We start from the raw sequence: 23,209 nt of genomic DNA on the forward strand, positions 1-23,209 counted from the left end.
CTTTTCTATTCAGGTGTATGCGAAGAAATCAAGGTTCCTTCATCTTCACCCATAATGACACGTTTTAATGCGCCAGGCTTGTTCATATTAAATACGCTAATTGGCATATTATGGTCACGGGCTAGCGTAAATGCAGCTAAATCCATCACCTTTAATTCTTTTTCAATAATTTCGTTGTGCGTTAAATTACTATACAAAGTTGCATCTGGGTTTTTCACCGGATCATCACTAAATACGCCATCAACCTTGGTCGCTTTAATCACTGTATCTGCTTCAATTTCAATCCCACGCAAACATGCTGCAGAATCAGTGGTAAAAAAAGGATTACCAGTACCAGCAGAGAAAATAACAACACGGCCAGACTTCAGCAAACTAATCGCTTCGGCCCAATTGTACGCATCACACACGCCATTAAGTGGAATTGCAGACATCAAACGCGCATTTACAAATGCACGATGAAGCGCATCACGCATCGCCAAACCGTTCATTACAGTCGCGAGCATGCCCATGTGGTCACCCACAACGCGATTCATACCTGCCTCGGCCAAAGAACCACCACGCAAAAAGTTACCGCCACCGATAACTAAACCCACTTCTATGTCTAATTCTACTAGCTCTTTGATTTCTTGAGCCATACGATCAAGTACTTTTGGATCGATCCCAAAGCCTTCATCGCCCATCAAGGCTTCACCACTTAATTTAAGTAGAACACGTCTAAAAATAGGCTTACGATTTGTATTCATAGTCTTCCTGGCCAGATTAAAATGGATTTACAGATAAAAAATAACCGCGCTAACTTCTAGCGAAATTACTGCGCGGCTATTCTAAATAATTTTGTGCATCGACGCAAAGCAAACTCAGTTTGATTTGCGTCGAACAAGGCGATTAAGCGCCTTTAGCAGCAGCGATTTGTGCAGCTACTTCAGCAGCAAAATCTTCTTCTTTCTTCTCGATACCTTCGCCAACTTCTAAACGTACGAAAGCAGAAACTGTTGCGCCTTTCTCTTTAAGAATTTCGCCAACAGATTTTTTAGGCTCCATGATGAATGCTTGACCAGTAAGAGAAACCTCACCAGTAAACTTCTTCATACGACCTTCAACCATTTTCTCTGCGATTTCAGCTGGTTTGCCTTCGTTGATAGCGATGTCGATTTGAACTTGACGCTCTTTAGCAACTAAATCTGCAGGAACATCTTCAGGGTTAACAAACTCAGGACGAGAAGCAGCAACGTGCATTGCAACTTGCTTAAGCGTCTCTGCGTCTGCATCACCAGCAACAACTACACCGATACGCTCGCCGTGACGGTAAGTTGAAAGCGAAGCACCACCGATATATTCAACGCGACGAACATTGATGTTTTCACCAATTTTTGTCACTAAAGCTACACGATCTTCTTCAAATTGAGCTTGAAGTGTCGCGATGTCTGATTTATCAGCAATTGCTGCATCAGCAACTTTGTTAGCAAATGCTAAGAAGCTTGCATCTTTTGCAACGAAGTCTGTTTGACAGTTAACTTCAACAAGTGCAGCCATGCCTGCATCTTCTTTGATAATGATTGTACCTTCAGCAGCAATGTTGCCCGCTTTTTTAGCAGCTTTAGCAGCACCGCTCTTACGCATGTTTTCGATCGCTAGTTCGATATCACCGTCAGTTTCAGTTAATGCTTTTTTACAATCCATCATGCCAGCGCCAGTGCGCTCACGTAATTCTTTAACTAGGGCAGTTGTGACAGCCATTAGTAAATCCTCAAATTCGAGTCTGTTTGAAATAAGCGGGAGCAAGGCTCCCGCTAGGAAAGAATATCAAGCCTTCTTGACTATTACATGAAGGCTTAATGAAGCTTATTATTCAGCTTCTACGAAATCGTCTTTCTCAGCTTGTACAACTAGGTTGCTTTCGCGACCTTCGATGATGTTGTCTGCAACAGCACCTGTGTATAACTGAATTGCACGGATCGCATCATCATTACCAGGTACGATGAAATCAACACCATCTGGGTTTGAGTTAGTATCAACGATAGATACAACTGGAATACCTAGATTGTTTGCTTCACGGATAGCAATGTGCTCGTGGTCAGCATCGATAACGAAGATAGCGTCTGGAAGACCGCCCATATCTTTGATACCGCCAAGGCTCTTCTCAAGCTTTTCCATTTCACGAGTAAGCATTAATGCTTCTTTTTTGGTTAGCTTTTCGAAAGTACCGTCTTGACTTTGAGCTTCAAGGTCTTTTAAACGCTTGATTGATTGACGAACTGTTTTCCAGTTTGTAAGCATACCACCTAACCAACGGTGATTTACGAAAAACTGATCTGAACGCTCAGCAGCTTCTTTAACTGCTTCGCTAGCGGCGCGTTTAGTACCTACGAAAAGGATTTTACCTTTGTTTGAAGCAACGTTACGTAAAAACGTAAGTGCATCGTTGAACATAGGAACTGTGTGCTCAAGGTTGATGATGTGTACACGGTTACGAGCGCCGAAGATGAAAGGCTTCATCTTAGGATTCCAGTAACGTGCTTGGTGACCAAAGTGAACACCAGCTTGAAGCATGTCGCGCATTGAAACGTTTGCCATTTTAAATTTCCTTTAAAAGTTTAGGGTTAGGCCTCCACATATCCCATAGCACCAACATTTAAACCGCTAATTTGGTTTAAACGCACCCAAGTGTATGTGTCGATATGTGTGTGTGTTTAAAAAATTAATTAAGTGTTGTCTAAATTACAGTAAAATCAAAATATGAGATTTTATTTGTAAAAAGACGGCGCGCTTTATACCATATCCCAACAAATAACTCAAATGTTACGAACAAATTTCGGGCATTTTTTATACCTGATAAACACCAATTTGGAGCTAAAATGAGTGCTGTGATCAAAACCCCAGCTGAGATAGAAAAAATGCGTATTGCTGGTCGCCTTGCTGCTGAAGTATTAGAGATGATCGAACCATTCGTCAAACCTGGCGTGACCACTGAAGAGTTAGACCAAATTTGCCATAAATACATTACAGAACAACAAGATGCGATACCTGCACCACTTAATTACCATGGTTTTCCTAAATCAATTTGTACCTCTGTAAACCATGTCATTTGTCACGGTATCCCAAATGACAAACCTCTTAAAGATGGCGACATTATCAACATTGATATCACTGTCATTAAAGAGGGTTACCACGGTGATACGTCAAAAATGTTTTATGTCGGCACCCCGAGCATCCAAGGCAAACGATTATCTGAAATCACCCAAGAAAGTTTATACCTTGCAATTAAAATGGTTAAACCAGGTGTCCGTTTAGGTGATATTGGCCAAGCCATTCAACAATTTGCCGAAGGATTTAAATATTCGATTGTTCGTGAATATTGCGGCCATGGTATCGGCGCTGAATTTCACGAAGAACCACAAGTGATGCATTACGGCAAAGCTGGCACAGGTGAAGTGCTCAAAGCGGGCATGTGTTTTACTATCGAGCCGATGGTCAATGCAGGCAAACGCCAATGTAAATTACTCAATGATAAGTGGACCGTTGTCACAAAAGACCGCAGCTTGTCAGCTCAGTGGGAACATACATTATTAGTGACCGAGAATGGGGTTGAAATTTTAACTCATAGAAACGATGATACAATCGATAAAGTGATTTCTCACGACTAATAATAGGATACCCCTGATTAATGCCAGTCCCTGCATCGATTCTCATGTTGCTTAACGAGGCCAAGCAACTTGAAGACTTCAAACACAGTGCTTCTGTATTTTACGACTGGCTTAATCAAGAATTTGCACATCAACCCGTTGAGCGATTAGTTAAAGCTCGCTCAACGTACATTGACACCCTACTGATCTTATTGCTGAAGAAATTTAAATTAAACCAGCATGGTCTATGCCTAATAGCTGTTGGCGGTTATGGTCGAGGCGAGCTTCACCCTTTTTCTGATATTGATTTTCTCATTTTAGTGCAAACTGATCCGCCTCAAGAGCTGTGTGAAAAAATTAGCCAGTTTGTCACTATGTTATGGGATCTCAATCTCGATATAGGCCACAGTGTTCGGACACTCGCGCAAACGCTCGAACAGACACAAAAAGATGTCACGTTTACCACATCACTGCTTGAATGTCGGTTATTGTTTGGTGAACCCGCACAATTTGATGCCATGCAGCAGGCGTTATTGGACAGCGACCATTGGCGCTCTGACACTTTTTTTATTGCTAAAACCAATGAACAAACACTTCGTCATAATAAATGCAATGGCACAGCGTATAACCTCGAACCTAATTTGAAAGAAAACCCCGGTGGTTTACGCGACATTCAAACCATTATTTGGGTTGCAAAAAAACACTTTAATGCACATACCTTGCAAGAATTAGTCAACCATGGCTATTTAACCCATGATGAGCACCAAGAATTACTAGAATGCTTGCAAAACTTGTGGAACATTCGTTTTGCACTGCATTTAGCCGCAGAAAGAAAAGAAAACCGCCTGCTGTTTGATCATCAGCCACTAGCTGCTGAGCGACTTGGCTTTGGCTCTGACGGCAAAGCCTCGGTAGAGCGCATGATGAAACGCCTGTTTCGGATTATGAGCCGAGTGCGCGAACTTAACCAAATGCTTTTGAGTTACTTCGAACAATCTATTTTGCCTGATTCAACCACTCAGCATCCAGAGCCAATCAACGATGATTTTTACCAAGTCGGGCACCATATCAAAGTGAAAGATCCTTCGGTATTTTTCCGTAGAGAAAAGATTTTTGAATTATTTGCCCTGATTGCCGAACACCCTCATCTGACGCATATTTATCCAAGTACAATTCGCACCATCCGCCAAGTAAGACGGCGCTTGTTGGGAGATTTACAAGATTATGCTGCCTGCAGAAAAGGCTTTTTAAGCATTGTACGCCACCCCAATGGGATGGGCCGTGCGTTTACACTGATGCACAAGCATGGGATTTTGGCCGCTTATTTACCACAATGGCGAAATATTTTTGGCCAAATGCAATTTGATTTATTTCATGCCTACACAGTCGATGAACACACACATAAGCTGATCCAAAATATTTATCACTACTCCCAACCTGAATGCGCGACGAGCTTCCCTCTTTGCCGTGAAATTTTTACCCGCATGGATAAACCTGAGCTGCTTTATCTGGCTGGGATATTCCACGATATCGCTAAAGGTCGTGGTGGAGATCACTCCGAACTTGGCGCTGTTGACGCCATTGCGTTTGCAAAATTGCATGACTTTTCTAATTTTGATGGCCGCCTTATCGCTTGGTTAGTCGAAAACCACTTATTGATGTCGGTCACCGCCCAGCGTAAAGACATTAATGATCCTGATGTGATCCGTGATTTTGCCACTCGTATTAAAAACGAAAAACAGCTCGATTATCTGTATTGTTTAACCCTTGCTGATATCCGTGCCACCAATGATAACTTATGGAATGATTGGAAAAGCACACTCCTACGTGAGTTGTATTTATCAACACAGCGCGCATTAAGACTGGGTTTAGAAAACCCGATGGATTTGCGCGATCAAATTCGCGATAAGAAAATTGAAGTGAAGCAAAAACTAATTAAAGCTGGCTTTGATGAGCAGCAAATCAATTTTCTATGGGGCCGTTTTAAAGCCGATTACTTTACTCGTTTTAGTGCATTGCAAATTCAATGGCATTGTCAGCAGTTATTGCTCGCCAAAGATTTATCACAACCGCAAATTATTGTCTCTGAAAAACCCATGCATGGTGGCACACAAGTTTTTGTTTACGCCCCTGATGAAGTCAACTTATTTGCACGGTTAGTCAATGCGTTAGGTTCAAAAAAAGCCCATATTCATTATGCGCAATTGATGTCCACAAAAGATGGATATGCGATCGACAATTTCGTCGTACTTGAAAAAGATGGCGAAGCCATCAGTAGTTCAGGTCGGATAAATTCTATTCGTCGTAGTATGGAGCAAGCATTAAAAGAAGCGGGCAAAAAAATACGCTTTAAGAAAAATCGCAGCCGACGTTTTAAAGGTTTTAATATTAAGCCCCAAGTCATCGTTCGGCCACACGGGCGAAAAGATCGCACCTTAATTGAAATACAAGCGGTCGATATTCCGGGCCTACTGACCAAAATAGCCGAAGTTTTTCAGCAAATGTCACTCCATATTCACGCTGCACGCATTACGACTGTAGGCGAGCGCGCAGAAGATTTCTTTGTCGTATCGAATAAGCATTACCAAGTCCTCACCGAAAGTGAGCAAGTAAAAGTGCACCAAGCACTGATAAAACGACTTAACTCAGATGCTGAATAAGCGTCTATAAACAAGGATCAAGCATGTCAAACTTAAAACTCATTATTGAACAAGCATGGGAAAACAGAGCTGCAATTAGCCCAGCCAAAGTGGATACCGATGTTAAAAATGCCATTATCGAAGTCCTAAACCTTTTAGACTCAGGCGCTGCTCGTGTTGCTGAAAAAATCTCTGGCGAATGGGTTGTCCACCAATGGTTAAAAAAAGCGGTGCTGTTATCTTTTCGGATCCGTGATAATCAGGTTATGAACGATGGGGTAAATCAATTTTATGACAAAGTACCGCTGAAATTCAGTGATTATACTTCAGATGAGTTTAAAGAAGCGGGCATGCGTGTGGTACCCAATGCGGTTGCTCGTAAAGGAAGTTTTGTTGGTAAAAATGTTGTACTGATGCCTTCTTATGTCAATATCGGTGCTTATGTTGATGAAGGCACTATGGTCGACACTTGGGCCACTGTTGGCTCGTGTGCACAAATTGGTAAGAATGTTCACTTGTCGGGTGGAGTCGGCATTGGCGGCGTTTTAGAGCCCTTACAGGCGAATCCTACTATCATTGAAGACAATTGTTTTATCGGGGCGCGCTCTGAAATCGTAGAAGGCGTAATTGTCGAAGAAGGTGCTGTGATTTCAATGGGTGTGTATATCAGTCAAAGTACGCGCATTTACGATCGAGAAACTGGCGAAACGCATTATGGCCGCGTCCCTGCTGGTGCTGTTGTTGTGCCGGGCTCAATTCCATCATCGGATGGCACACATAGCTTATATGCCGCGATTATTGTGAAAAAAGTCGATCAACAAACACGCGAAAAAGTGGGCATTAATGCACTGCTTCGCTCCGTGGAAATTTAAGTTCCCAGCGATAACGCTAAGAGCTGGTGTAGCCTAATTGCTACATCGGCTACATAATGACTTTAAGTGGCGGTGGCTCAAACAGTTAAACAAAATGGAATGGTGTCATGAAAAAGCGACTTTTACTTAGCACTTTGTTGGTCAGTTCGTACAGCATTGCAAACCCATGTTTAGAAACACAGCCGGCTCTCAATTATGTCACTGAAGGTGAACGGTACGGAACACTCAAAGCCACAGAGCTTTCAGTGCAACAACATGCTGATTTACTCTCCTTGATGAAGAATCTTGCAGGGCAATGGCAAGGCGAAACCCTTGGTTATTCATGTGTTGGGAGTGACTCTTCTCCTCAGCAAAATTCATTTGCCTACACAGTTTCGCTCAACTTCGCTCAGCCGACACCAATGCGTTTACAAGCAAAGCTCGATGCGGCCAATCAGCATCAGCGTGCAATTCGCCATAATCAGCTTACGCTGATTGCAAAAGACAATGTCTTACGTGTTGATGAAACAAACGATGCAGGTAATATGCAGATTGATGCGTTAAGCAACCAGCAACTCAATAGCTGGTCTTTAAGCCGCAGTGGGGTTGTCAGTCACGCTTTAAAACGAGATATCCAATTATTAGGCCGGCAATTAGTGGTGACTACCACAGTTTACAGCAATGGTCGTTTAAGTAGTTACCATCAAAGTAAATTAAACCGCCGCTAAATTAAATGTCCATAACCAATAAAAAAGGTGATATTGCTATCACCTTTTTTATTGTTTGCTTTTCGAAGAAGCATTGAGTTTCAACACTTACGCAAGCAATGCATCTGTTTTCGCAGCGCAAATGAAGTCATTTTTGTGTAGCCCTTTAATTGAATGGCTCCACCAAGTAACGGTCACTTTACCCCATTCAGTTAAAATACCTGGATGGTGGCCTTCTTCTTCGGCCATTGCACCTAACACGTTGGTGAACTCTAACGCTAATTTAAAGTTCTTAAATTTGTACACTCGCTCAAGTTGCATTACGCCATCACGCACAATCGGTGTCCAATCTGGGATTTCACGGATCAATACTGCTAATTCGTCATCTGAAACCTTAGGTGCATCGACGTGACAGGCTTCACATTTTTGAGAACTTAATTCTGACATGGTTTGTCCTTTGTACTTGTTAACTTGCTAATTTTTCTTTTGGTTCGAATAATGGCTCATGAAGGCCTAATGCTTTTGCTTTCTCAACCAAAGACATTAAATCCATTTTCGAAATTTCAAATAAATCATGAATGCCATTAATGGTAAAATACTGCGGCTGCATAATATCAATACGGTATGGCGTGCGTAACACATCAACCACTTCAAGTGGTTTGATTTTAGGTGTATCTGAGTAAACATATTGTGTTTCGCCAGGACTTGAAAGTACACCACCGCCATAGATTCTCAGGCCGTTGTCCGTTTTCATTAGACCAAACTCAATAGTAAACCAGTATAAGCGCGCTAAAAACACCCGATCTTTTTTATCTGCCGCAAGTCCTAACTGCCCATACTTATGGGTAAACTCGGCAAAATCAGGGTGTGTCAACATCGCGCAGTGACCAAATATTTCATGAAAAATATCTGGCTCTTGCAGATAATCAAACTCTTCACGACTACGGATAAACGTCGCTACAGGAAACTTTTTGTTCGCTAATAATTCGAAAAATTTGTCAAAACTGATTAACGCTGGCACAGCCGCGCATTCCCAACCTGTTGACTCACGAAGCACTTTACTGACTTCTTCAAGCTGCGGGATGCGATCTGTGGGTAACTGTAATTTATCAAGACCCACCATATATTCATCACACGCTTTGCCTTCAATGCACTTAAGTTGGCGAGTAATGAGTTCAGACCAAATTTTATTTTCTTCTTCGCTCCAAGCAATCACACCTGATTCATCAGGTTGCCTAGAGATGTATTTACTTGCTTTAGCCATTACGACAGGACCCTATTAAATATTTACAAAACCGTATTCACGTTTTTGACCATTCGTTCATCATATTTAAAACTGCCGAATTAATTAAGCTTTTACCGTTCGAAGGGCAATGCCAAAACCACTACATTCGTACATATTTAATTACACAGATGTAAAATTAAAATTACACACAATAAAAAAGCGCCTTACAAAGGCGCTTATCGTAAACTTAAATCTACTAAATTATCTTTTCTTACGCATAGCATCAAATGCTTGGCTCAGATCAGCAATAATATCATCAACAAATTCCAAGCCAACAGAAATACGGATCAGACCATCAGAGATCCCTGCTGCCATTCGCTCTTCAGGTGTATAAGGAGAGTGAGTCATTGAAGCTGGATGCTGAATCAAGGTTTCTGCATCCCCTAAGCTCACTGCTATGCTGCACAATTGGGTCGCATTTATGAAATTCACACCATCTTTAATGCCACCTTTTAATTCAAAACCTATCACACCACCAGCAGCTTTCATTTGCGAACCAATAAATTGATGACCTGGGTGTGACGCAAGGCCTGGGTAGTAAACACATTCAACTTCGTCATGCGCCTCTAAAAACTCCGCCACTTTTTGAGCATTTTGACAGTGCTTTTCCATTCTCACCGACAAGGTTTTCATTCCTCGAATAATCAACCATGCATCGTGAGGACTCATCGTTGCGCCAATATCTTTTAAAACGGTGAGTTTTATTTCGTCGATGTGGGTTTGCGAACCACAGACAAGTCCCGCTACGACATCACCATGTCCATTAAGATATTTCGTGGCACTGTGGATCACGATATCGATGCCAAACTGCTTTGGTTTTTGTAATAATGGAGTTAAAAAAGTATTGTCAATAACTGACAGTAACTGGTGTTTTTTCGCAAAGGCAGAAATGTAAGCTAAATCAAGCACTGTAAGGTTCGGATTAATGGGTGTTTCTGCAAACACCATTTTAGTGTTGGGCTTCAAGGCTTTTTCGAGCGATGTGCTATCTGTCATGTCAACAAAACTGACTTCGATACCAAATTTAGGCAGCATATGAGCAAAAAAAGCGAAGGTACACCCGTAAATTGCTTTGGATGCAATCAAATGGTCACCTTGCTGTAAAAATGTCAGCACTGCTGCTGATACAGCCCCCATTCCGGTCGCACAGGCAGCAGCGTCATCCATTTCTTCAAGCAAAGCCATTTTTTGTTCTAATTCACGTGTTGTCGGGTTGCCTAAACGTGAGTAAATATAGCCTTGCTCTTCACCTGCAAAGCGAGCTGCACCTTGTTGTGCATTTTCAAAAACGAAGGTCGACGACTGATATATAGGGGTGCTAAGCGGCCCATGAGCGTGCTTGTCTTTACCGCCATGGATACATTGAGTGTGTTCATGCATGAATGCTTTCATAATACGTCCTAATCATGTGAGAGGCTGCTAATTAATACCCATCAATTAGGCTGATTTATCATTGTTATTATAGTCAGGCTGATAAAGCCAGCGTAATCAAGTGCGATTGCTCAAACAAAAGCAGATTAATCAACAGATAAAATGTTGGCTATAAAATGTTTGAAGTCTTGACGAAGTGCAAGCATGCCGGATGGAGAGATGTCTAAGATTGTATAAAAAAAACGAAAAAAGCGCTTAATCGGGTTTAAGCGCTGTTTTGTTGATAATCGCATCACGTAAATAACGACTCGTTTCACCTAATAAAGAGTGTTTATTGCTGAGTCTTGCCACTGGGCGGCTCAACTCCATCGTTTTGTAACCTAAACGAGCAGTTAAAATACCGGCACTGATCCCTTGCCCTGCCCTTGCCGATAACTTACCAGCTAGTTCAGCACCTAACGCCGTAGTACCAATATCGGCGATGAGCTCTGAGCTTCCAGCAAATAACATGTGTTTAAGCAAACTGCGATACAAAGTTATCCGGCTCGCATACCCTAAAGGAATGCCATAAATTTTCGCGATTTGTTCAATCATTTTGGTTCCACGCCATAAAACGGCGGCCATATCGACAAACGCCATAGGGCTGAGTGCGACAAGTAATCCTGATTCTGTTGCAAAACGATTGATCACTTTTTTAGCTTGCTGATCTTGCTTTAACAACAATGTTTGTTGATACAAAGCCATGACTTCTTTATCGGTATGATGATGATCTAGTGAAGATTTAAATTCAGCAAACCCATCTATTGCGCTAAATTTATCAAGCTTAGATAACCACTCAAGTGCCTCGCCTACTTGCTCACTATTCAGTAAGCGCTCTGCTGTTTGGCGTTGAATATTATGACGTTTGAGTCTTCGCAACAAACTGTATTCACGCCAAGTAACTGCGCCAATGAGGGCAAAAGCACTGCCAAATAACGCCATATACAGCCCACCTAACCAGATTGACTGATTAAAGCTTTCAAATAAGCTTAAAGCTGTTTCGACTGAAATCGCCGCCACAAGGCTTAATACAAAGATCTGTTTTAGCCGTGATGGTTTTTTTGGTTTTAAAACGTGCGCGACATCTTGCTCAACTTGCGTTTCTTCATTGGCCAAAACGGTCGCTTCATCAATCTGCTGTAACGACTGTAGAGTTGGCTCTTCGGCGCTTGGCGATAACGTATCAATGACAGTTGCTTGCTGAAACTTTAATTCTTCCTTCACTTAAGTTTATCCCCTAGTAAAAATTCCATCACATGATCTAATCGAATATGGCGAATACCATTGTTGCTACCAACATCAGGATAAAAAGCCGGAAACTGAAAGCCATGCTGCGGCCATTCTTGCTCCGTTAAAGGGCGCATTGGTGGCTGTGCAGGTAAATAGGTCATCAACTGATTTGAGGCGATTTCTTTACCGCGAATACAACTGAGCTTTTCACCTTTTTGCTCCACCATCACAGGTGTTGTTGCACAGACAGACGACATCGCCATGGTGTCAATTTTAACGCCATCAAAAATTAAGTCATTTTTAGCGGTACTGATAATGCTGTCCAGTAATAGCGTCAAATCTTTATGATGATGGGCACTTAAATGATCTGATTTTGTCGCCGCAAATAACAGCTTGTCTATTTTGGGCTGGAAAAGCCGTTTTATAAAATTACTTTTGCCATAGCTAAAGTGTTTAATTAACTGATTAATTGCTTGAGTTTGTTCATTAAAAACATCATGGCCTTGCGCTAACGCATCCAATAAATCAACTAATACAATTTGACGGTCAAACTGAGAAAAGTGCTGCTGATAAAAACCCTGTACCACTTCTTTAACATACGCCTGATAGCGTGTTTTAACATGATGATACATGGAGCCTTCTTCTGCTTGTGTCACTTCAGGCAACGGAAAAAACGCTAAAATGGGTGCCCCTGCTAAATCTCCCGGCATAAGCATCCGCCCGGGTTGAAGGACACTTAGTTTTAATTCATCCTTAAATTTACGCAGCAAACCTTGATACTCGGTTGCCAGTTCAGTCAGCTGTTGCTCATCCACCGGCCCTTGCCAATCAATCGCTGCAATGTGGTTTAAAAATGCCTCAGCATGCTGGAGCCTTGGGCTCTGATTGAGTAATTCAAGTTGTTGCCAAGACCAAGAGGCAAAATTAAGCTCAAGCATAGGTAAATCCATTAACCACTCACCGGGATAATCGATTAAATCAATCAAAAGAGTTTGCGTTTCACTTATTTGGGCCCGAAGGCCACTAGCAGGGCGATATTTAATTGCAATTCGTAAGGTATTAATGCGCTCAGTAGAGCTTGGCCACTGCCCTTGTTTTAAACAATTGATGCTATCGCGATATGGAAACGTTGTAATGTCGAGCTCACTCTGTGGCACTGTTTTGGCCGCAATTAAACGCTCTGATTGGACGACTGAGAAAAATGGTAAGTTTTGTTTCGTTGCCTGCTCAGTTAGATGGTGCACCAGCGCCGTAATAAAGGCGGTCTTTCCACTTCGGCTTAAGCCAGTAACCGCAAGTTTAATGTGCTGATCTAATCCACGTTGCAACAGCTGCTGGGCTTGATGCTGGTATTGTTTAAACGTCGCTGAATTTTTAAGAGATGAGAACATAGTCTGGCGGTGCTATCACTTAAAACGAGATAGCACCTTTAATTCCTATAGTTTATTAATTTCATGGCTCACGGTGAACTCCGGCGATGTTACATATTTTTCCATGGTTTGAATACGTCCATCAATGCGGGTTAATTGCTCTTTTAAATCTTGTAACGCGCGACGCGGTGGCTCACCGGTCTGCCAAACTTTGAATTTCACTTCTACTGGCCGTTCGTCTTTTACTGAGCTGGTACTCGCTTTTTTATAGCTGCTTTCTGTGCCCGGCTTTTTGTCTAAAATAAACCACGCTGCGATATAAGCTACAACAAAGAAAGGCCCACCTGTTAATAGCACTGCAGAAATAAAAATGATTCTGACCAGCCAAAGCTCCATCGTAAAGTAATCACTTAGGCCTGCACATACACCGGCAATTTTACCTCTGCTTGGGTCACGGTATAACTCTCGTTTATGACTACTCATCCTTTGTTCCTCCACTGAGGTGCCTCTGCATCTAACAAAGACTCTAATGTTTGAATACGTTCGGCCATTTTTTCAGCTTTATCGGCTAAATCTACCAATTGGCGATGCTCATGCTCACTGAGACCCTGGCTTACTTGTTTTTTACTGCGGTAATGTAAAATCAACCACAATGGCGCAACAAAGATCATAAACAAAATCAGTGGTGCTACTATAAATTCAAAACCGTTCATAATGTTCTCCCTTGTTCCTGTAGAAAACTAAGTAACCGAAGTTACTTAGTTTTTTTAGCCATTTTTTCTTTTAATTGTGCTAACTCATCAGAGACACTATCGTCACTTTGTAAGTCTGCAATTTCATCAGCCAATGACTTTTTACCTAAATCATAAGATTCAACTTGTGACTCCAGTCCATCAATTTTACTTTCATAGCGCTCAAAGCGACTTAACGCATCGTCTACTTTAGACGTATCCAGAGCTTTTTTAACTCCTAAGCGAGACTCAGCTGAACGCTGGCGAAGAATAATTGCTTTTTGACGGCTTTTTGCATCCGCAAGCTTATCTTGTAACTGTCCAACTTCAAGCTGCAATTTATTAATGTGCTCATCAACATGAGCGAGCTCTTTTGCTACAGCCTGCGAGGCATCACTCACTTTTTTCTTTTCAATTAATGCTGCACGAGCTAAATCTTCACGCTCTTTAGACAAAGCAAGCTCTGCTTTGTTTTGCCATTCTTGCGCTTCTTGTTCGAGCTGCTCAACACGGCGGCTTAATTCTTTTTTCTCCGCCAAAGTACGAGCCGATGTTGAACGGACTTCAACCAAAGTATCTTCCATTTCTTGGATGATCAATCGCACCATTTTTTCTGGATCTTCTGCTTTATCAAGGATTGAGTTGATATTTGAATTAACAATATCTGCAAAACGTGAAAAAATTCCCATAATAACTACCTCTTCTTAAAACGATATTGACTTAATTAGTTAGTTTACAGGTATCAAGATGCTTGCCAACTTTAAAAATCAAAATAACTTATTGTTTTATATAGCATTTAAACTTAAATCACAAATCCCTTTAGTTCTCTTCTCTTTTAAAATACACTATTTATTAGCGTAAATGACTAAGAGTTAGGGATAATGAGCCGATTCAACCAACAAGATAATTTATTGGGCCAATCAAACAGTTTTCTAGAGGTGCTTGAGCAAGTTTCTCAATTAGCCCCTTTAAATAAACCTGTATTAATCATTGGTGAACGTGGAACCGGTAAAGAGCTGATTGCAGCCCGGCTGCATTATCTATCAACTCGCTGGGATCAAAGCTATGTCACCCTCAATTGTGCGGCTTTAAATGAAAACTTGCTCGAAAGTGAATTATTCGGTCATGAATCGGGCGCCTTTACTGGTGCCAGTAAACGCCACGAAGGGCGCTTTGAACGCGCCGATGGCGGCACATTATTTTTAGATGAATTGGCCAACACCTCAGGTCTAGTACAAGAAAAATTACTAAGAGTGATTGAATATGGCGAATTTGAGCGTGTCGGCGGTAAATCAACGGTTAAAATTAACACTCGCTTAGTCTGCGCAACTAACGAAGACTTGCCCGAGCTGGCTGAACAAGGCGAGTTTCGCAGTGATTTACTTGATCGACTGGCATTTGATGTCATCACCCTTCCTCCGCTTCGTGAACGAAAAGATGACATCTTAATGCTGGCTGAGCACTTTGCTATTAATATGGCACGGGATTTGGAGTGGGAATTATTCAGTGGTTTTACAAAATCGGCTCAAGAAACATTACTTAACCACACATGGCCTGGGAATATTCGTGAACTCAAAAATGTAGTCGAGCGCAGCGTCTACCGAAGTGCAAATGCCCACATTCCAGTGCACAATATTATCCTTGACCCTTTCTCAAGCCCATTTCGCCCTAAAGCGAGAATTAAAACTCAGGATCGAATCAATCCGGCCTCGACTGAGAGCCCACAGCCACTCAATCAACCCATCCAAGAAAGCCTCGGTTCGGCTGATTTCACAAAAAACAAACAGCTGTCATTTCCATGTGATTTAAAAGATTTATCTAATCAGTTTGAAATTGATTTGATCAATGAGGCACTAAAATTTAGTCAGTTTAATCAAAAGAAAACTGCACAAATGCTTGGCTTAACGTATCATCAACTCAGAGGCTACCTCAAAAAATATAATTTATTAGATAGTCAGCCAAAACAAGAGGTTTAATGGGTGAATAGATTCATCTTAATCGTGACATTACTGCTGCTCAGCGGATGTAATGAAAGTGATTTTAATCAGGATATTAAAGGGTTAGTTTATTGCTCTGAGGCGAACCCGATTAGCTTTAATCCTCAAGTTACGACCACAGGTTCTACTATTGATGTGATTGCTAATCAACTCTATAACCGCCTGATTAATATCGACCCCGATACGGGTGAGTTTACCCCTTCATTAGCAACAAGCTGGTCAATGAGTGCTGATCGTAAAAAAATCACCTTTAAACTTCGAGAGAACGTCAAGTTCCACACCACTGACTACTTTACCCCTACACGCCATTTTAATGCCGATGATGTCATTTTTACCTTTGGTCGTTTGTTTGATGTATATAACCCATTTCATTTTGTCGGCAATGCCCAATCCCCTTATCCGTATTTTCGAAGTATCGGGCTCGACCAATTAATAAAAGGGATTACCAAAGATAATGACTACCAAGTTACGTTCGAACTGTTTAACGCTAATAGCAGCTTTCTGGCAAATATCGCCACAGACTTTTCAGTGGTACTCTCTGCCGAATATGCTAAAAACCTTCAAGCGAAAGATGATTTAGAAGCAATAGACAAATTTCCTGTCGGGACAGGGCCTTATTTTTTTAAAGAGTTTAAGCGCGATATTTTAGTGCGCTATTACCGCCACCCTGACTATTGGCATACTTTAGGAAAACTCGACCAATTAGTGTTTGATATCACGCCTAACAGCACCACTCGGATTGCAAAAATGATGACTCACGAATGTGATGTGACAGCTCACCCTAATGCAACCCAGTTGTCCATTTTAGCCCAGCGTGATGACATCAATGTGCAACAAATTACGTATCTTAACGTTGGGTATTGGGCGTTCAATACGCGTAAAGCGCCTTTTGATGATCCTAGGGTAAGACGCGCTTTATCGCATGCTATTGATATTGATAAAATCATGGATTCTGTTTTTTTAGGCACTGGAAAACGAGCGCAATCACTGTTGCCCTCTTCTTCGTGGGCTTATCAAGCACAAGCCAATTACCCGAGCTACAACCCTGAATTGGCCAAATTATTACTGGATCAAGTGGGTCTTGAACCGGGCTTTAAAATGGACTTGTGGGCTGCTCCTGTGTCACGAATTTACAACCCCAATGCTAGAAAAATGGCTGAACTAATTCAAAGCGACCTCAAGAAAGTCGGGATTTCGGTAAACATTGTAGAATATGAATGGAATACTTTTTTGAGCAAACTAGAGAACCATCAACATGATAGTGTGTTAATTGGTTGGGCAGCAGATTCGCCCGATCCTGATAATTTCTTTAGCCCCATTCTAAGCTGCTCTGCTGCCATCAATGGAAAAAATCAAGCAAACTGGTGTAATCCAGAATTTGACTTACTTTTGACTCAAGCGCTCGATACCATCGATATCGAACAACGTAAACAATTCTATTATCAAGCTCAGCAATTATTGATGCAGGAGCTCCCTTTACTGCCGCTTGCTCATGGTATGCGCTTTCAAGCAACAACGAAAGAAGTTGCGGGAATTGAATTAAAGCCCTTTGGTGGTGTGTCTCTCGCCAATGCGGAGAAAAAATAATGCTTAGAGAATACCTGATCCGCCGATTCACTTTATTATGCTTTATGACGCTATTGCTGAGCTTATTTACGTTTTGGCTCAGTTATTTGTTTCCTGGTGATCCACTCGTCAATCTTAGCGGCATCCAAAACCCATCTTTCGAACAAATTGATGAACTGACGATCAAATATCGTTTTGATGACAATATCGTCAGCCAATATTTAGCCTTTGTAGGTCGAATTGTTGCCGGTGACTGGGGCTTTTCTTTTGCATCTGGCTTGCCTGTGTTTGAGCAGATCAAAGGCCTATTCCCAGCGACTTTAGAGCTATCCCTTTATGCGTTAGTAATGTCGGTTATTTTAGGTGTACCTGCAGGGATCATTGCCGCGGCTTATCATAAAAAGTGGCCCGATAGAGTAATCAATGCCATTACGTTAATGGCTTATTCAACGCCGATATTTTGGTTAGCGCTTATCTTTATTATGGTGTTTTGTTTACAGCTCGGACTTTTGCCTATGTCAGGGCGCTTGAGTCTGCTTTATGAAATCCCCGAAGTGACGCATTTTATAATCATTGATATTTTGCTATCTAACAGCCCTTATAAAGGACAAGCGCTCCTTGATGCGTTGAGACATTTAACCTTGCCAACTCTTGTGCTAGCTACCTACCCGACCACGGTATTAGTCAGATTTACCCGAGATTCTATGCTGGATGTTTTAGAGCAAAATTATATCAAAACAGCACGAGCTAAAGGGCTCACCCGTGGGCAGCTGATTTATCATCATGCATTACGCAATGCATTATTGCCTGTGATTAAGCAAATTGGTTTGCAATTTAGTACCCTGATCACCTTAGCAATGGTCACTGAAGTGATCTTCTCTTGGCCTGGAGTGGGTCGGTGGCTTATTGATAGTATTTACCAAAGAGATTACCCTGCAATCCAAGGCGGACTATTGGCTGTTTCTATGTTTATCATTATTGCGACCATTATTGCCGATATGATGCACACCTTGTTTGACCCTATCAGCCGGAATCAAGCCCATGGCAAAATTTAAACTCTACGATGAAGAGCAAAACAAAGCGCCCATTCGACAGCTTTGGCGTTCTTTTAAAGACAACCATATCGCGTTGGTTGGCCTGTGGTTGTTTATTATTTTAGCTATTTTAGCTGTGCTTGCTCCACTCATCTCTCCTTATGGAATTAATGAGCAAAACGGACAAGCCCTCTTGTTACCTCCTTCTTGGGATGAAGCGGGCAGCGTCCACTTTATTTTAGGCACGGACGATCTTGGCAGAGATATGCTCTCTCGTTTGATGAATGGTGCAACTTATACTTTTGGATTATCAATTTTAGCAGCCTTAATCACCACCCTGATTGGCGTGATGCTCGGGGTGTTAGCTGGATTAACCCGTGGTGTCCGCTCAAGTTTTTTAAATCATTTATTAGATGTGACTTTATCAATTCCATCGTTGTTACTGGCGATTATTATTGTTGCTGTGCTCGGTCCAGGTTTACTCAATACAGTTTGGGCAATCGTTTTATCTTTGTTGCCTCAATATATTCATTCCGTGCGTAATTTAGTTGTTCAAGAGCTCAATAAAGATTACATCACAGCTCATAAACTCGATGGCGCAAACAAGTGGCAAATATTAATCAATGGTATTTTTCCAAATATCTATGAGCACATCGTGGTTATTTTTACCATGTCGCTTTCTACCGCCATTTTAGATGTCGCTGCACTTGGGTTCCTAAAACTTGGTGCGCAACCTCCTACAGCGGAATGGGGAGCCATTTTGGCACAAAATCTCGGCTTAATTTATCTCGCTCCTTGGACCGTCGCATTGCCGGGAATATTGTTATTTTTAGCGGTGCTTTCGACCAATTTAGTCGGAGATGGTCTGCGTCAAGCCCTTCAAAAGCGGAGAGCTGCCTAATGCAATTGCTCGATATTCGAAACTTAACGATTGAACTTGAAACTGGCGGCACGGTAATCCGCGCTGTCGATAAAGTGAATTTGAGCCTAAAAGAAGGCGAAGTACATGCTTTAGTTGGTGAGTCAGGTTCTGGGAAAAGTCTCATCGCAAAAGCCATTGTCGGTGTACTCAATGAACGTTGGAAAGTGACTGCCGATAGGATGCATTGGCGGGGAATTGATTTAATGCGTTTATCTGCAGAAAAACGCCGAAAAATTATTAGCCAAGATATTGCAATGATTTATCAAGAGCCCAGCCGTAGCCTAGATCCAACCACCAAAATCTATGAACAAATAGAAGAAAGTATCCCTTGTGAAGATCTCAATGGTTTTTTCTGGCAAAAAGCATCGCAGCGTAAAGAGCGCTCGCGAGAATTGCTGCATAAAGTGGGGATCAGAGAACATAACAAAATTCTTGATAGTTACCCCCATGAGCTATCAGAAGGGATCTGTCAAAAAGTCATGATAGCCATGGCCATTGCACGTAAACCAAGCCTATTGATTGCTGATGAGCCGACTACAGCGTTAGAAAGTACCACTCGTGCACAAGTATTTCGGCTTTTAAAAAGCCTTAATTTATTAAAAAACATGTCCATCTTAATGATTTCACATGAATTAGAAGAGCTGGTATCTTGGACTCATTGCATCCATGTATTGTATTGCGGCCAAATGGTCGAAGCAGGCCCCACTAAAAAAATATTTAAAGCCCCTCATCACCCCTACACTCAGGCCTTATTAAAAAGCTTGCCTGATTACAATATCGATTTACAGCACAAGGGGGAGATTTACGCCCTTAAAGGCACCATCCCAACACTGCACCACCTTCCAATTGGCTGTCGCTTAGGACCTCGTTGCCCGCAAGCACAAAAAGCATGTGTTGCTACGCCTCTACTTACCAATTATCACGGTCACAGCTATGCGTGCCACTTTCCCCTCATTAAAGAGAAGTAATCATGCAGCCTGTCTTAAAAGTTCAAGCGTTATCAAAAGAGTTTAATGTCCGAGCAGGCATGTTTCGCAGCAAAAAGCTCAAAGTGCTCAGTGACATTTCTTTTTGTTTAAACGAAGGCCAAACCATAGCCATTATTGGTGAAACTGGTTCAGGAAAAAGTACCTTAGCCAAAATTTTAGCTGGCGCGGAACGATGTGATACCGGTCAAATCTTACTCGAAGGACATATTCTTGAAGATGGCGGGCACAGACAACCCAATTGCCGTGATATTCGATTAATTTTTCAAAGCCCTGCAAGCTCTCTGAACCCGAGTAGCCCTATCGGCAAGATGTTAAACGAGATCCTCTTACATAACACTGAGCTGAGCCATACTGAACGAAAAGAGAAAATCAATACCACCTTGCTCAAAGTCGGTTTATTAAGTGAACATAAACTCTACTATCCACATATGTTCTCGGGGGGGCAATTACAACGTGTAGCCCTCGCTCGGGCACTGATCCTTGACCCAAAAGTTGTAGTACTCGATGAAGCGTTATCTGCACTTGATCCATCTGTACGAGCACAAACGGTTAATTTACTGTTGAAGTTACAGCGGGAGTCAAATTTAAGCTATGTGCTTATTACTCACCACTTAAGCCTAGTCAAACATATGAGTGATTCGATAGTTGTATTAGATCATGGCCATATCGTTGAATGCGGGGAGACTCATGCCGTATTTGCTGATCCACAATCTAAGATTACTCAACGTTTATTAAACTGTTAATTTAAAATTACCCCATTAAAAAAGGCGCCTAAGCGCCTTTTTTAATGGGTGACATACAGATTAGTTTTGCTCTGCTTCAACTGTCGTTGCAGCAGCTTTCACTTCAGCTTTTTGCTTAAGTGCGTCAACAAACACTAAATAATTACGGTTAATTTGCTCAACTGTAATATTTTCTTTAGCACGAGGATCTAACTCAGCTGTAGGCGCTTGTTTAACAGCTAAAAGTGAAACCAGTGCAACATCACCATTCACCAGAGTAATACGCTCTAGTGTAGGCTGTCCTTCGCTAGGATGGCTGATTTGGAAGACATCTTTAGCCATACCCGGAGCCAGCGTGTAATCATTACGTTTTACATCACGGGCTTGCTCAACATTAAGTGTCAACTCTTGCGCTACATCTTGTAAAGATGAACCTGCTTGTAATTTAGCAAAAAGCTCTTCACCACGAGCAGCATTTAGTTCAGAAGCTTTTTGCTTCACTAGTACAGCTTTAATTTGCTCTGTCACTTCAGCTAATGATTTAGTGTCAGCAGGTTTATGCTCTTTTACACGCATTACGATGACATGCTCATTACCTAGCTCAATCACTTCAGAGTTTACTTTATCTTCTAATAATTCAACTGAGAATGCAGTTTGTAACACTGATGGGTTATTAATCGGTGCAGGTGCATTCAATTGGCTAAATAATGGTGTCGTTTGAACTGGCATCTCAACCGCTTCAGCCGCTTCAACTAAAGAATCAGCGACTTCAAATGCCAATTCAGCTAAGCGAGTTTGTAACTCATAGAAGTGCTCTGTCTTATGTTCTTTTTCTAGGCGTGCAACAAGCTCAGCTCGCACATCGTCAAGAGTTTTCACTTGTTCAACTTGTAGATCTGTTAACTTGATGATGTGAAAACCAAATTCAGACTGCACCACCTCAGAGACATCATTTTTAGCTACAAGTGAAAATGCTGCATCTTCAAAAGCAGGATCCATCATATCTCGGTCGATCCAATCTAAGTCACCACCGACTTCTGCACTGACTACATCATCTGATTCAGTTTGAGCTAACTCAGCAAACTCTTCGCCCGCTTTGATTCGTGCCAATAAAGCCTCTGCTTTTTCTTGTGCAGCCGCTTCATCTTCAGATGAATCCACTAAGATGTGTGCAACACGGCGTCTTTCAGGTTCCAAATACTGTGCTTTATTTTCATTGTATAGCGCTGTAATTTCTTCTTCAGTGACTTCTTTGACAACTGGAATTGAATCAGCTTTTAATTCTACATACTCAAGAGATACTTGCTCTTGTGACAAGAACTGACTTTGATTAATGGTGTAGTAATCAGAAATCTCTTCGTCCGTAATTGTAATATCTTGGCTAACTTGCTCTGCAGTTAACAAGACATAATCTAAATCACGTAACTGACCTTGCAACTGTGTTGTGGCGACAACTTCACTTGGTAAAGCAAAATCACTGGCTGCAACTGCTGACACTAATTGACTACGAGTCATTTCTTCACGTAAGTAGTTACGAAAAGTGTCCGGTTGGAAGTTCATTTGGCGAATAACTTGCAAATAACGGTCGTTACTAAATTGACCACCAATATTAAAATATGGCAAGGTGCGGATTTCTTCTTTTATAGCCGCATCGCTTACGCGTAAACCGAGTTCGTTAGCCAGTTGTGATTGTAATTCTTGTTGAACTAAACGATCGATAACACCTTCACGTACACGTGCCATGTAAGCTGGATCACTGGCGATTTGGGTGAAATACTCACCAAATTGCTGCTCTAAACGGCTTCGCTCATTCTCATAAGCGCGAGCAAATGTGGTTTGGCTTATTTTTTGTCCATTGACTACAGCTACAGGTTGATCATTAGCCTGCCCTAGGTAGCTGCCTATTCCTGCTAAGGCAAACGATAGGATCACTAGACCAAGAATAATCTTGGCAGTAAGTCCTTGAGAGCCTTCTCTTATTTTCTCTAGCATTATTAATTCTCTTTGGTCTGAGCTGTACTACATGTAAAAAAAGCGCATCTTAACAGATGCGCCTTTTTACTTAAAGTTTTTGGCATGATTACTAAAGTAAACTTTTATAACCGGTGCGCAAAACGCCAATTTGTGCCGAAA

General features: G+C 41.7%; 22 protein-coding genes. 10 read left to right on the forward strand and 12 right to left on the reverse strand.

The features are described from left to right. Positions 1–5: 5 nt before the first annotated feature. The 3 genes from pyrH to rpsB form a co-directional block, all read right to left on the reverse strand. A complete protein-coding gene (gene pyrH / locus PULV_RS08815) occupies positions 6–743 on the reverse strand; it encodes a UMP kinase (RefSeq protein ID WP_086743716.1) in 738 nt (245 codons plus the stop codon). Between the two features lie 142 nt (positions 744–885). After that, on the reverse strand, positions 886–1,737 hold the full coding sequence (tsf, locus tag PULV_RS08820) for a translation elongation factor Ts (protein ID WP_086743717.1): 852 nt from the start codon (positions 1,735–1,737) through the stop codon (positions 886–888). A gap of 108 nt (positions 1,738–1,845) precedes the next feature. Continuing rightward, complete coding sequence (gene rpsB / locus PULV_RS08825; protein WP_086743718.1) at positions 1,846–2,574, reverse strand: 30S ribosomal protein S2; 729 nt, start codon at positions 2,572–2,574, stop codon at positions 1,846–1,848. Positions 2,575–2,825: 251 nt separating this feature from the next. On the opposite strand from rpsB, the gene map reads away from it, so the two are divergent. The 4 genes from map to PULV_RS08845 all read left to right on the forward strand — a co-directional run bounded on the left by map (position 2,826) and on the right by PULV_RS08845 (position 7,841). Next, positions 2,826–3,644: a type I methionyl aminopeptidase gene (gene map, locus PULV_RS08830; RefSeq protein ID WP_227009386.1), complete on the forward strand. Its 819-nt coding sequence runs from the start codon at positions 2,826–2,828 to the stop codon at positions 3,642–3,644. Positions 3,645–3,664: 20 nt separating this feature from the next. Then, positions 3,665–6,283: a [protein-PII] uridylyltransferase gene (gene glnD, locus PULV_RS08835; protein WP_193331494.1), complete on the forward strand. Its 2,619-nt coding sequence runs from the start codon at positions 3,665–3,667 to the stop codon at positions 6,281–6,283. Positions 6,284–6,306: 23 nt separating this feature from the next. After that, positions 6,307–7,134, forward strand: a complete 828-nt coding sequence (gene dapD / locus PULV_RS08840; protein WP_193331495.1) for a 2,3,4,5-tetrahydropyridine-2,6-dicarboxylate N-succinyltransferase — start codon at positions 6,307–6,309, stop codon at positions 7,132–7,134. Positions 7,135–7,241: 107 nt separating this feature from the next. Beyond that, complete coding sequence (locus tag PULV_RS08845; protein ID WP_193331496.1) at positions 7,242–7,841, forward strand: hypothetical protein; 600 nt, start codon at positions 7,242–7,244, stop codon at positions 7,839–7,841. Positions 7,842–7,928: 87 nt separating this feature from the next. Here PULV_RS08845 and PULV_RS08850 read toward each other — a convergent pair whose 3' ends face one another. From PULV_RS08850 to pspA, 8 genes are all read right to left on the reverse strand, one after another. Further along, a complete protein-coding gene (locus PULV_RS08850; protein WP_086743723.1) occupies positions 7,929–8,267 on the reverse strand; it encodes a 4a-hydroxytetrahydrobiopterin dehydratase in 339 nt (112 codons plus the stop codon). 19 nt (positions 8,268–8,286) lie between these two features. Further along, complete coding sequence (gene phhA, locus PULV_RS08855) at positions 8,287–9,084, reverse strand: phenylalanine 4-monooxygenase (RefSeq protein WP_193331497.1); 798 nt, start codon at positions 9,082–9,084, stop codon at positions 8,287–8,289. Positions 9,085–9,306: 222 nt separating this feature from the next. Next, positions 9,307–10,497 (reverse strand): methionine gamma-lyase, encoded by a 1,191-nt coding sequence (megL, locus tag PULV_RS08860; RefSeq protein WP_193331498.1) that lies wholly within the window; start codon positions 10,495–10,497, stop codon positions 9,307–9,309. Between the two features lie 234 nt (positions 10,498–10,731). Next, the gene (locus PULV_RS08865; protein ID WP_086743726.1) at positions 10,732–11,739 is read right to left on the reverse strand and encodes a YcjF family protein; all 1,008 of its coding nucleotides are present in this window, start codon (positions 11,737–11,739) and stop codon (positions 10,732–10,734) included. After that, positions 11,736–13,136, reverse strand: a complete 1,401-nt coding sequence (locus PULV_RS08870; protein ID WP_193331499.1) for a YcjX family GTP-binding protein — start codon at positions 13,134–13,136, stop codon at positions 11,736–11,738. The genes PULV_RS08865 and PULV_RS08870 overlap by 4 nt, the downstream gene beginning before the upstream one ends. A 45-nt stretch (positions 13,137–13,181) precedes the next feature. After that, positions 13,182–13,598, reverse strand: coding sequence for an envelope stress response membrane protein PspC (gene pspC / locus PULV_RS08875; protein WP_193331500.1), 417 nt, complete (start codon positions 13,596–13,598; stop codon positions 13,182–13,184). Continuing rightward, on the reverse strand, positions 13,595–13,828 hold the full coding sequence (gene pspB, locus PULV_RS08880) for an envelope stress response membrane protein PspB (RefSeq protein WP_193331501.1): 234 nt from the start codon (positions 13,826–13,828) through the stop codon (positions 13,595–13,597). The genes pspC and pspB overlap by 4 nt, the downstream gene beginning before the upstream one ends. Positions 13,829–13,869: 41 nt before the next feature. Next, positions 13,870–14,535 (reverse strand): phage shock protein PspA, encoded by a 666-nt coding sequence (gene pspA / locus PULV_RS08885; RefSeq protein WP_086743730.1) that lies wholly within the window; start codon positions 14,533–14,535, stop codon positions 13,870–13,872. Between the two features lie 192 nt (positions 14,536–14,727). Between pspA and pspF the strand changes: the two genes are divergently transcribed. From pspF to PULV_RS08915, 6 genes are read left to right on the forward strand one after another with little or no spacing between them, the layout of a single operon-like run. Then, positions 14,728–15,822, forward strand: a complete 1,095-nt coding sequence (pspF, locus tag PULV_RS08890; RefSeq protein WP_193331502.1) for a phage shock protein operon transcriptional activator — start codon at positions 14,728–14,730, stop codon at positions 15,820–15,822. A 21-nt stretch (positions 15,823–15,843) separates the two neighbouring features. Further along, positions 15,844–17,430: an ABC transporter substrate-binding protein gene (locus PULV_RS08895; RefSeq protein WP_227009387.1), complete on the forward strand. Its 1,587-nt coding sequence runs from the start codon at positions 15,844–15,846 to the stop codon at positions 17,428–17,430. Beyond that, on the forward strand, positions 17,430–18,464 hold the full coding sequence (locus PULV_RS08900) for an ABC transporter permease (RefSeq protein WP_193331504.1): 1,035 nt from the start codon (positions 17,430–17,432) through the stop codon (positions 18,462–18,464). The genes PULV_RS08895 and PULV_RS08900 overlap by 1 nt, the downstream gene beginning before the upstream one ends. Further along, complete coding sequence (locus tag PULV_RS08905; RefSeq protein WP_193331505.1) at positions 18,451–19,344, forward strand: ABC transporter permease subunit; 894 nt, start codon at positions 18,451–18,453, stop codon at positions 19,342–19,344. The genes PULV_RS08900 and PULV_RS08905 overlap by 14 nt, the downstream gene beginning before the upstream one ends. After that, entirely contained in the window at positions 19,344–20,333 is a 990-nt protein-coding gene (locus PULV_RS08910) for a peptide ABC transporter ATP-binding protein (protein WP_086743735.1), read from the forward strand. The genes PULV_RS08905 and PULV_RS08910 overlap by 1 nt, the downstream gene beginning before the upstream one ends. A 2-nt stretch (positions 20,334–20,335) precedes the next feature. Beyond that, positions 20,336–21,097 carry an ATP-binding cassette domain-containing protein gene (locus tag PULV_RS08915; protein WP_086743736.1) on the forward strand — a complete coding sequence of 254 codons (762 nt, stop codon included), beginning with the start codon at positions 20,336–20,338 and terminating at the stop codon, positions 21,095–21,097. A 60-nt stretch (positions 21,098–21,157) separates the two neighbouring features. Here PULV_RS08915 and PULV_RS08920 read toward each other — a convergent pair whose 3' ends face one another. Beyond that, positions 21,158–23,068 carry a SurA N-terminal domain-containing protein gene (locus PULV_RS08920; protein WP_193331506.1) on the reverse strand — a complete coding sequence of 637 codons (1,911 nt, stop codon included), beginning with the start codon at positions 23,066–23,068 and terminating at the stop codon, positions 21,158–21,160. Positions 23,069–23,209 lie beyond the last annotated feature (141 nt).

The organism is Pseudoalteromonas ulvae UL12 (assembly GCF_014925405.1).
Classification (GTDB): Bacteria; Pseudomonadota; Gammaproteobacteria; order Enterobacterales; family Alteromonadaceae; genus Pseudoalteromonas; species Pseudoalteromonas ulvae.

Bases quoted from the DNA above. Each gene is read 5' to 3' on its own strand.
- pspC (WP_193331500.1), bottom strand. From the start codon at position 13,598: ATGAGTAGTCATAAACGAGAGTTATACCGTGACCCAAGCAGAGGTAAA.
- pspF (WP_193331502.1), top strand. From the start codon at position 14,728: ATGAGCCGATTCAACCAACAAGATAATTTATTGGGCCAATCAAACAGT.
- tsf (WP_086743717.1), bottom strand. From the start codon at position 1,737: ATGGCTGTCACAACTGCCCTAGTTAAAGAATTACGTGAGCGCACTGGC.
- PULV_RS08915 (WP_086743736.1), top strand. From the start codon at position 20,336: ATGCAGCCTGTCTTAAAAGTTCAAGCGTTATCAAAAGAGTTTAATGTC.
- dapD (WP_193331495.1), top strand. From the start codon at position 6,307: ATGTCAAACTTAAAACTCATTATTGAACAAGCATGGGAAAACAGAGCT.
- PULV_RS08905 (WP_193331505.1), top strand. From the start codon at position 18,451: ATGGCAAAATTTAAACTCTACGATGAAGAGCAAAACAAAGCGCCCATT.
- megL (WP_193331498.1), bottom strand. From the start codon at position 10,497: ATGAAAGCATTCATGCATGAACACACTCAATGTATCCATGGCGGTAAA.
- pspA (WP_086743730.1), bottom strand. From the start codon at position 14,535: ATGGGAATTTTTTCACGTTTTGCAGATATTGTTAATTCAAATATCAAC.
- PULV_RS08845 (WP_193331496.1), top strand. From the start codon at position 7,242: ATGAAAAAGCGACTTTTACTTAGCACTTTGTTGGTCAGTTCGTACAGC.
- PULV_RS08870 (WP_193331499.1), bottom strand. From the start codon at position 13,136: ATGTTCTCATCTCTTAAAAATTCAGCGACGTTTAAACAATACCAGCAT.
- pyrH (WP_086743716.1), bottom strand. From the start codon at position 743: ATGAATACAAATCGTAAGCCTATTTTTAGACGTGTTCTACTTAAATTA.
- rpsB (WP_086743718.1), bottom strand. From the start codon at position 2,574: ATGGCAAACGTTTCAATGCGCGACATGCTTCAAGCTGGTGTTCACTTT.
- PULV_RS08850 (WP_086743723.1), bottom strand. From the start codon at position 8,267: ATGTCAGAATTAAGTTCTCAAAAATGTGAAGCCTGTCACGTCGATGCA.
- glnD (WP_193331494.1), top strand. From the start codon at position 3,665: ATGCCAGTCCCTGCATCGATTCTCATGTTGCTTAACGAGGCCAAGCAA.
- PULV_RS08900 (WP_193331504.1), top strand. From the start codon at position 17,430: ATGCTTAGAGAATACCTGATCCGCCGATTCACTTTATTATGCTTTATG.
- pspB (WP_193331501.1), bottom strand. From the start codon at position 13,828: ATGAACGGTTTTGAATTTATAGTAGCACCACTGATTTTGTTTATGATC.
- PULV_RS08910 (WP_086743735.1), top strand. From the start codon at position 19,344: ATGCAATTGCTCGATATTCGAAACTTAACGATTGAACTTGAAACTGGC.
- PULV_RS08920 (WP_193331506.1), bottom strand. From the start codon at position 23,068: ATGCTAGAGAAAATAAGAGAAGGCTCTCAAGGACTTACTGCCAAGATT.
- phhA (WP_193331497.1), bottom strand. From the start codon at position 9,084: ATGGCTAAAGCAAGTAAATACATCTCTAGGCAACCTGATGAATCAGGT.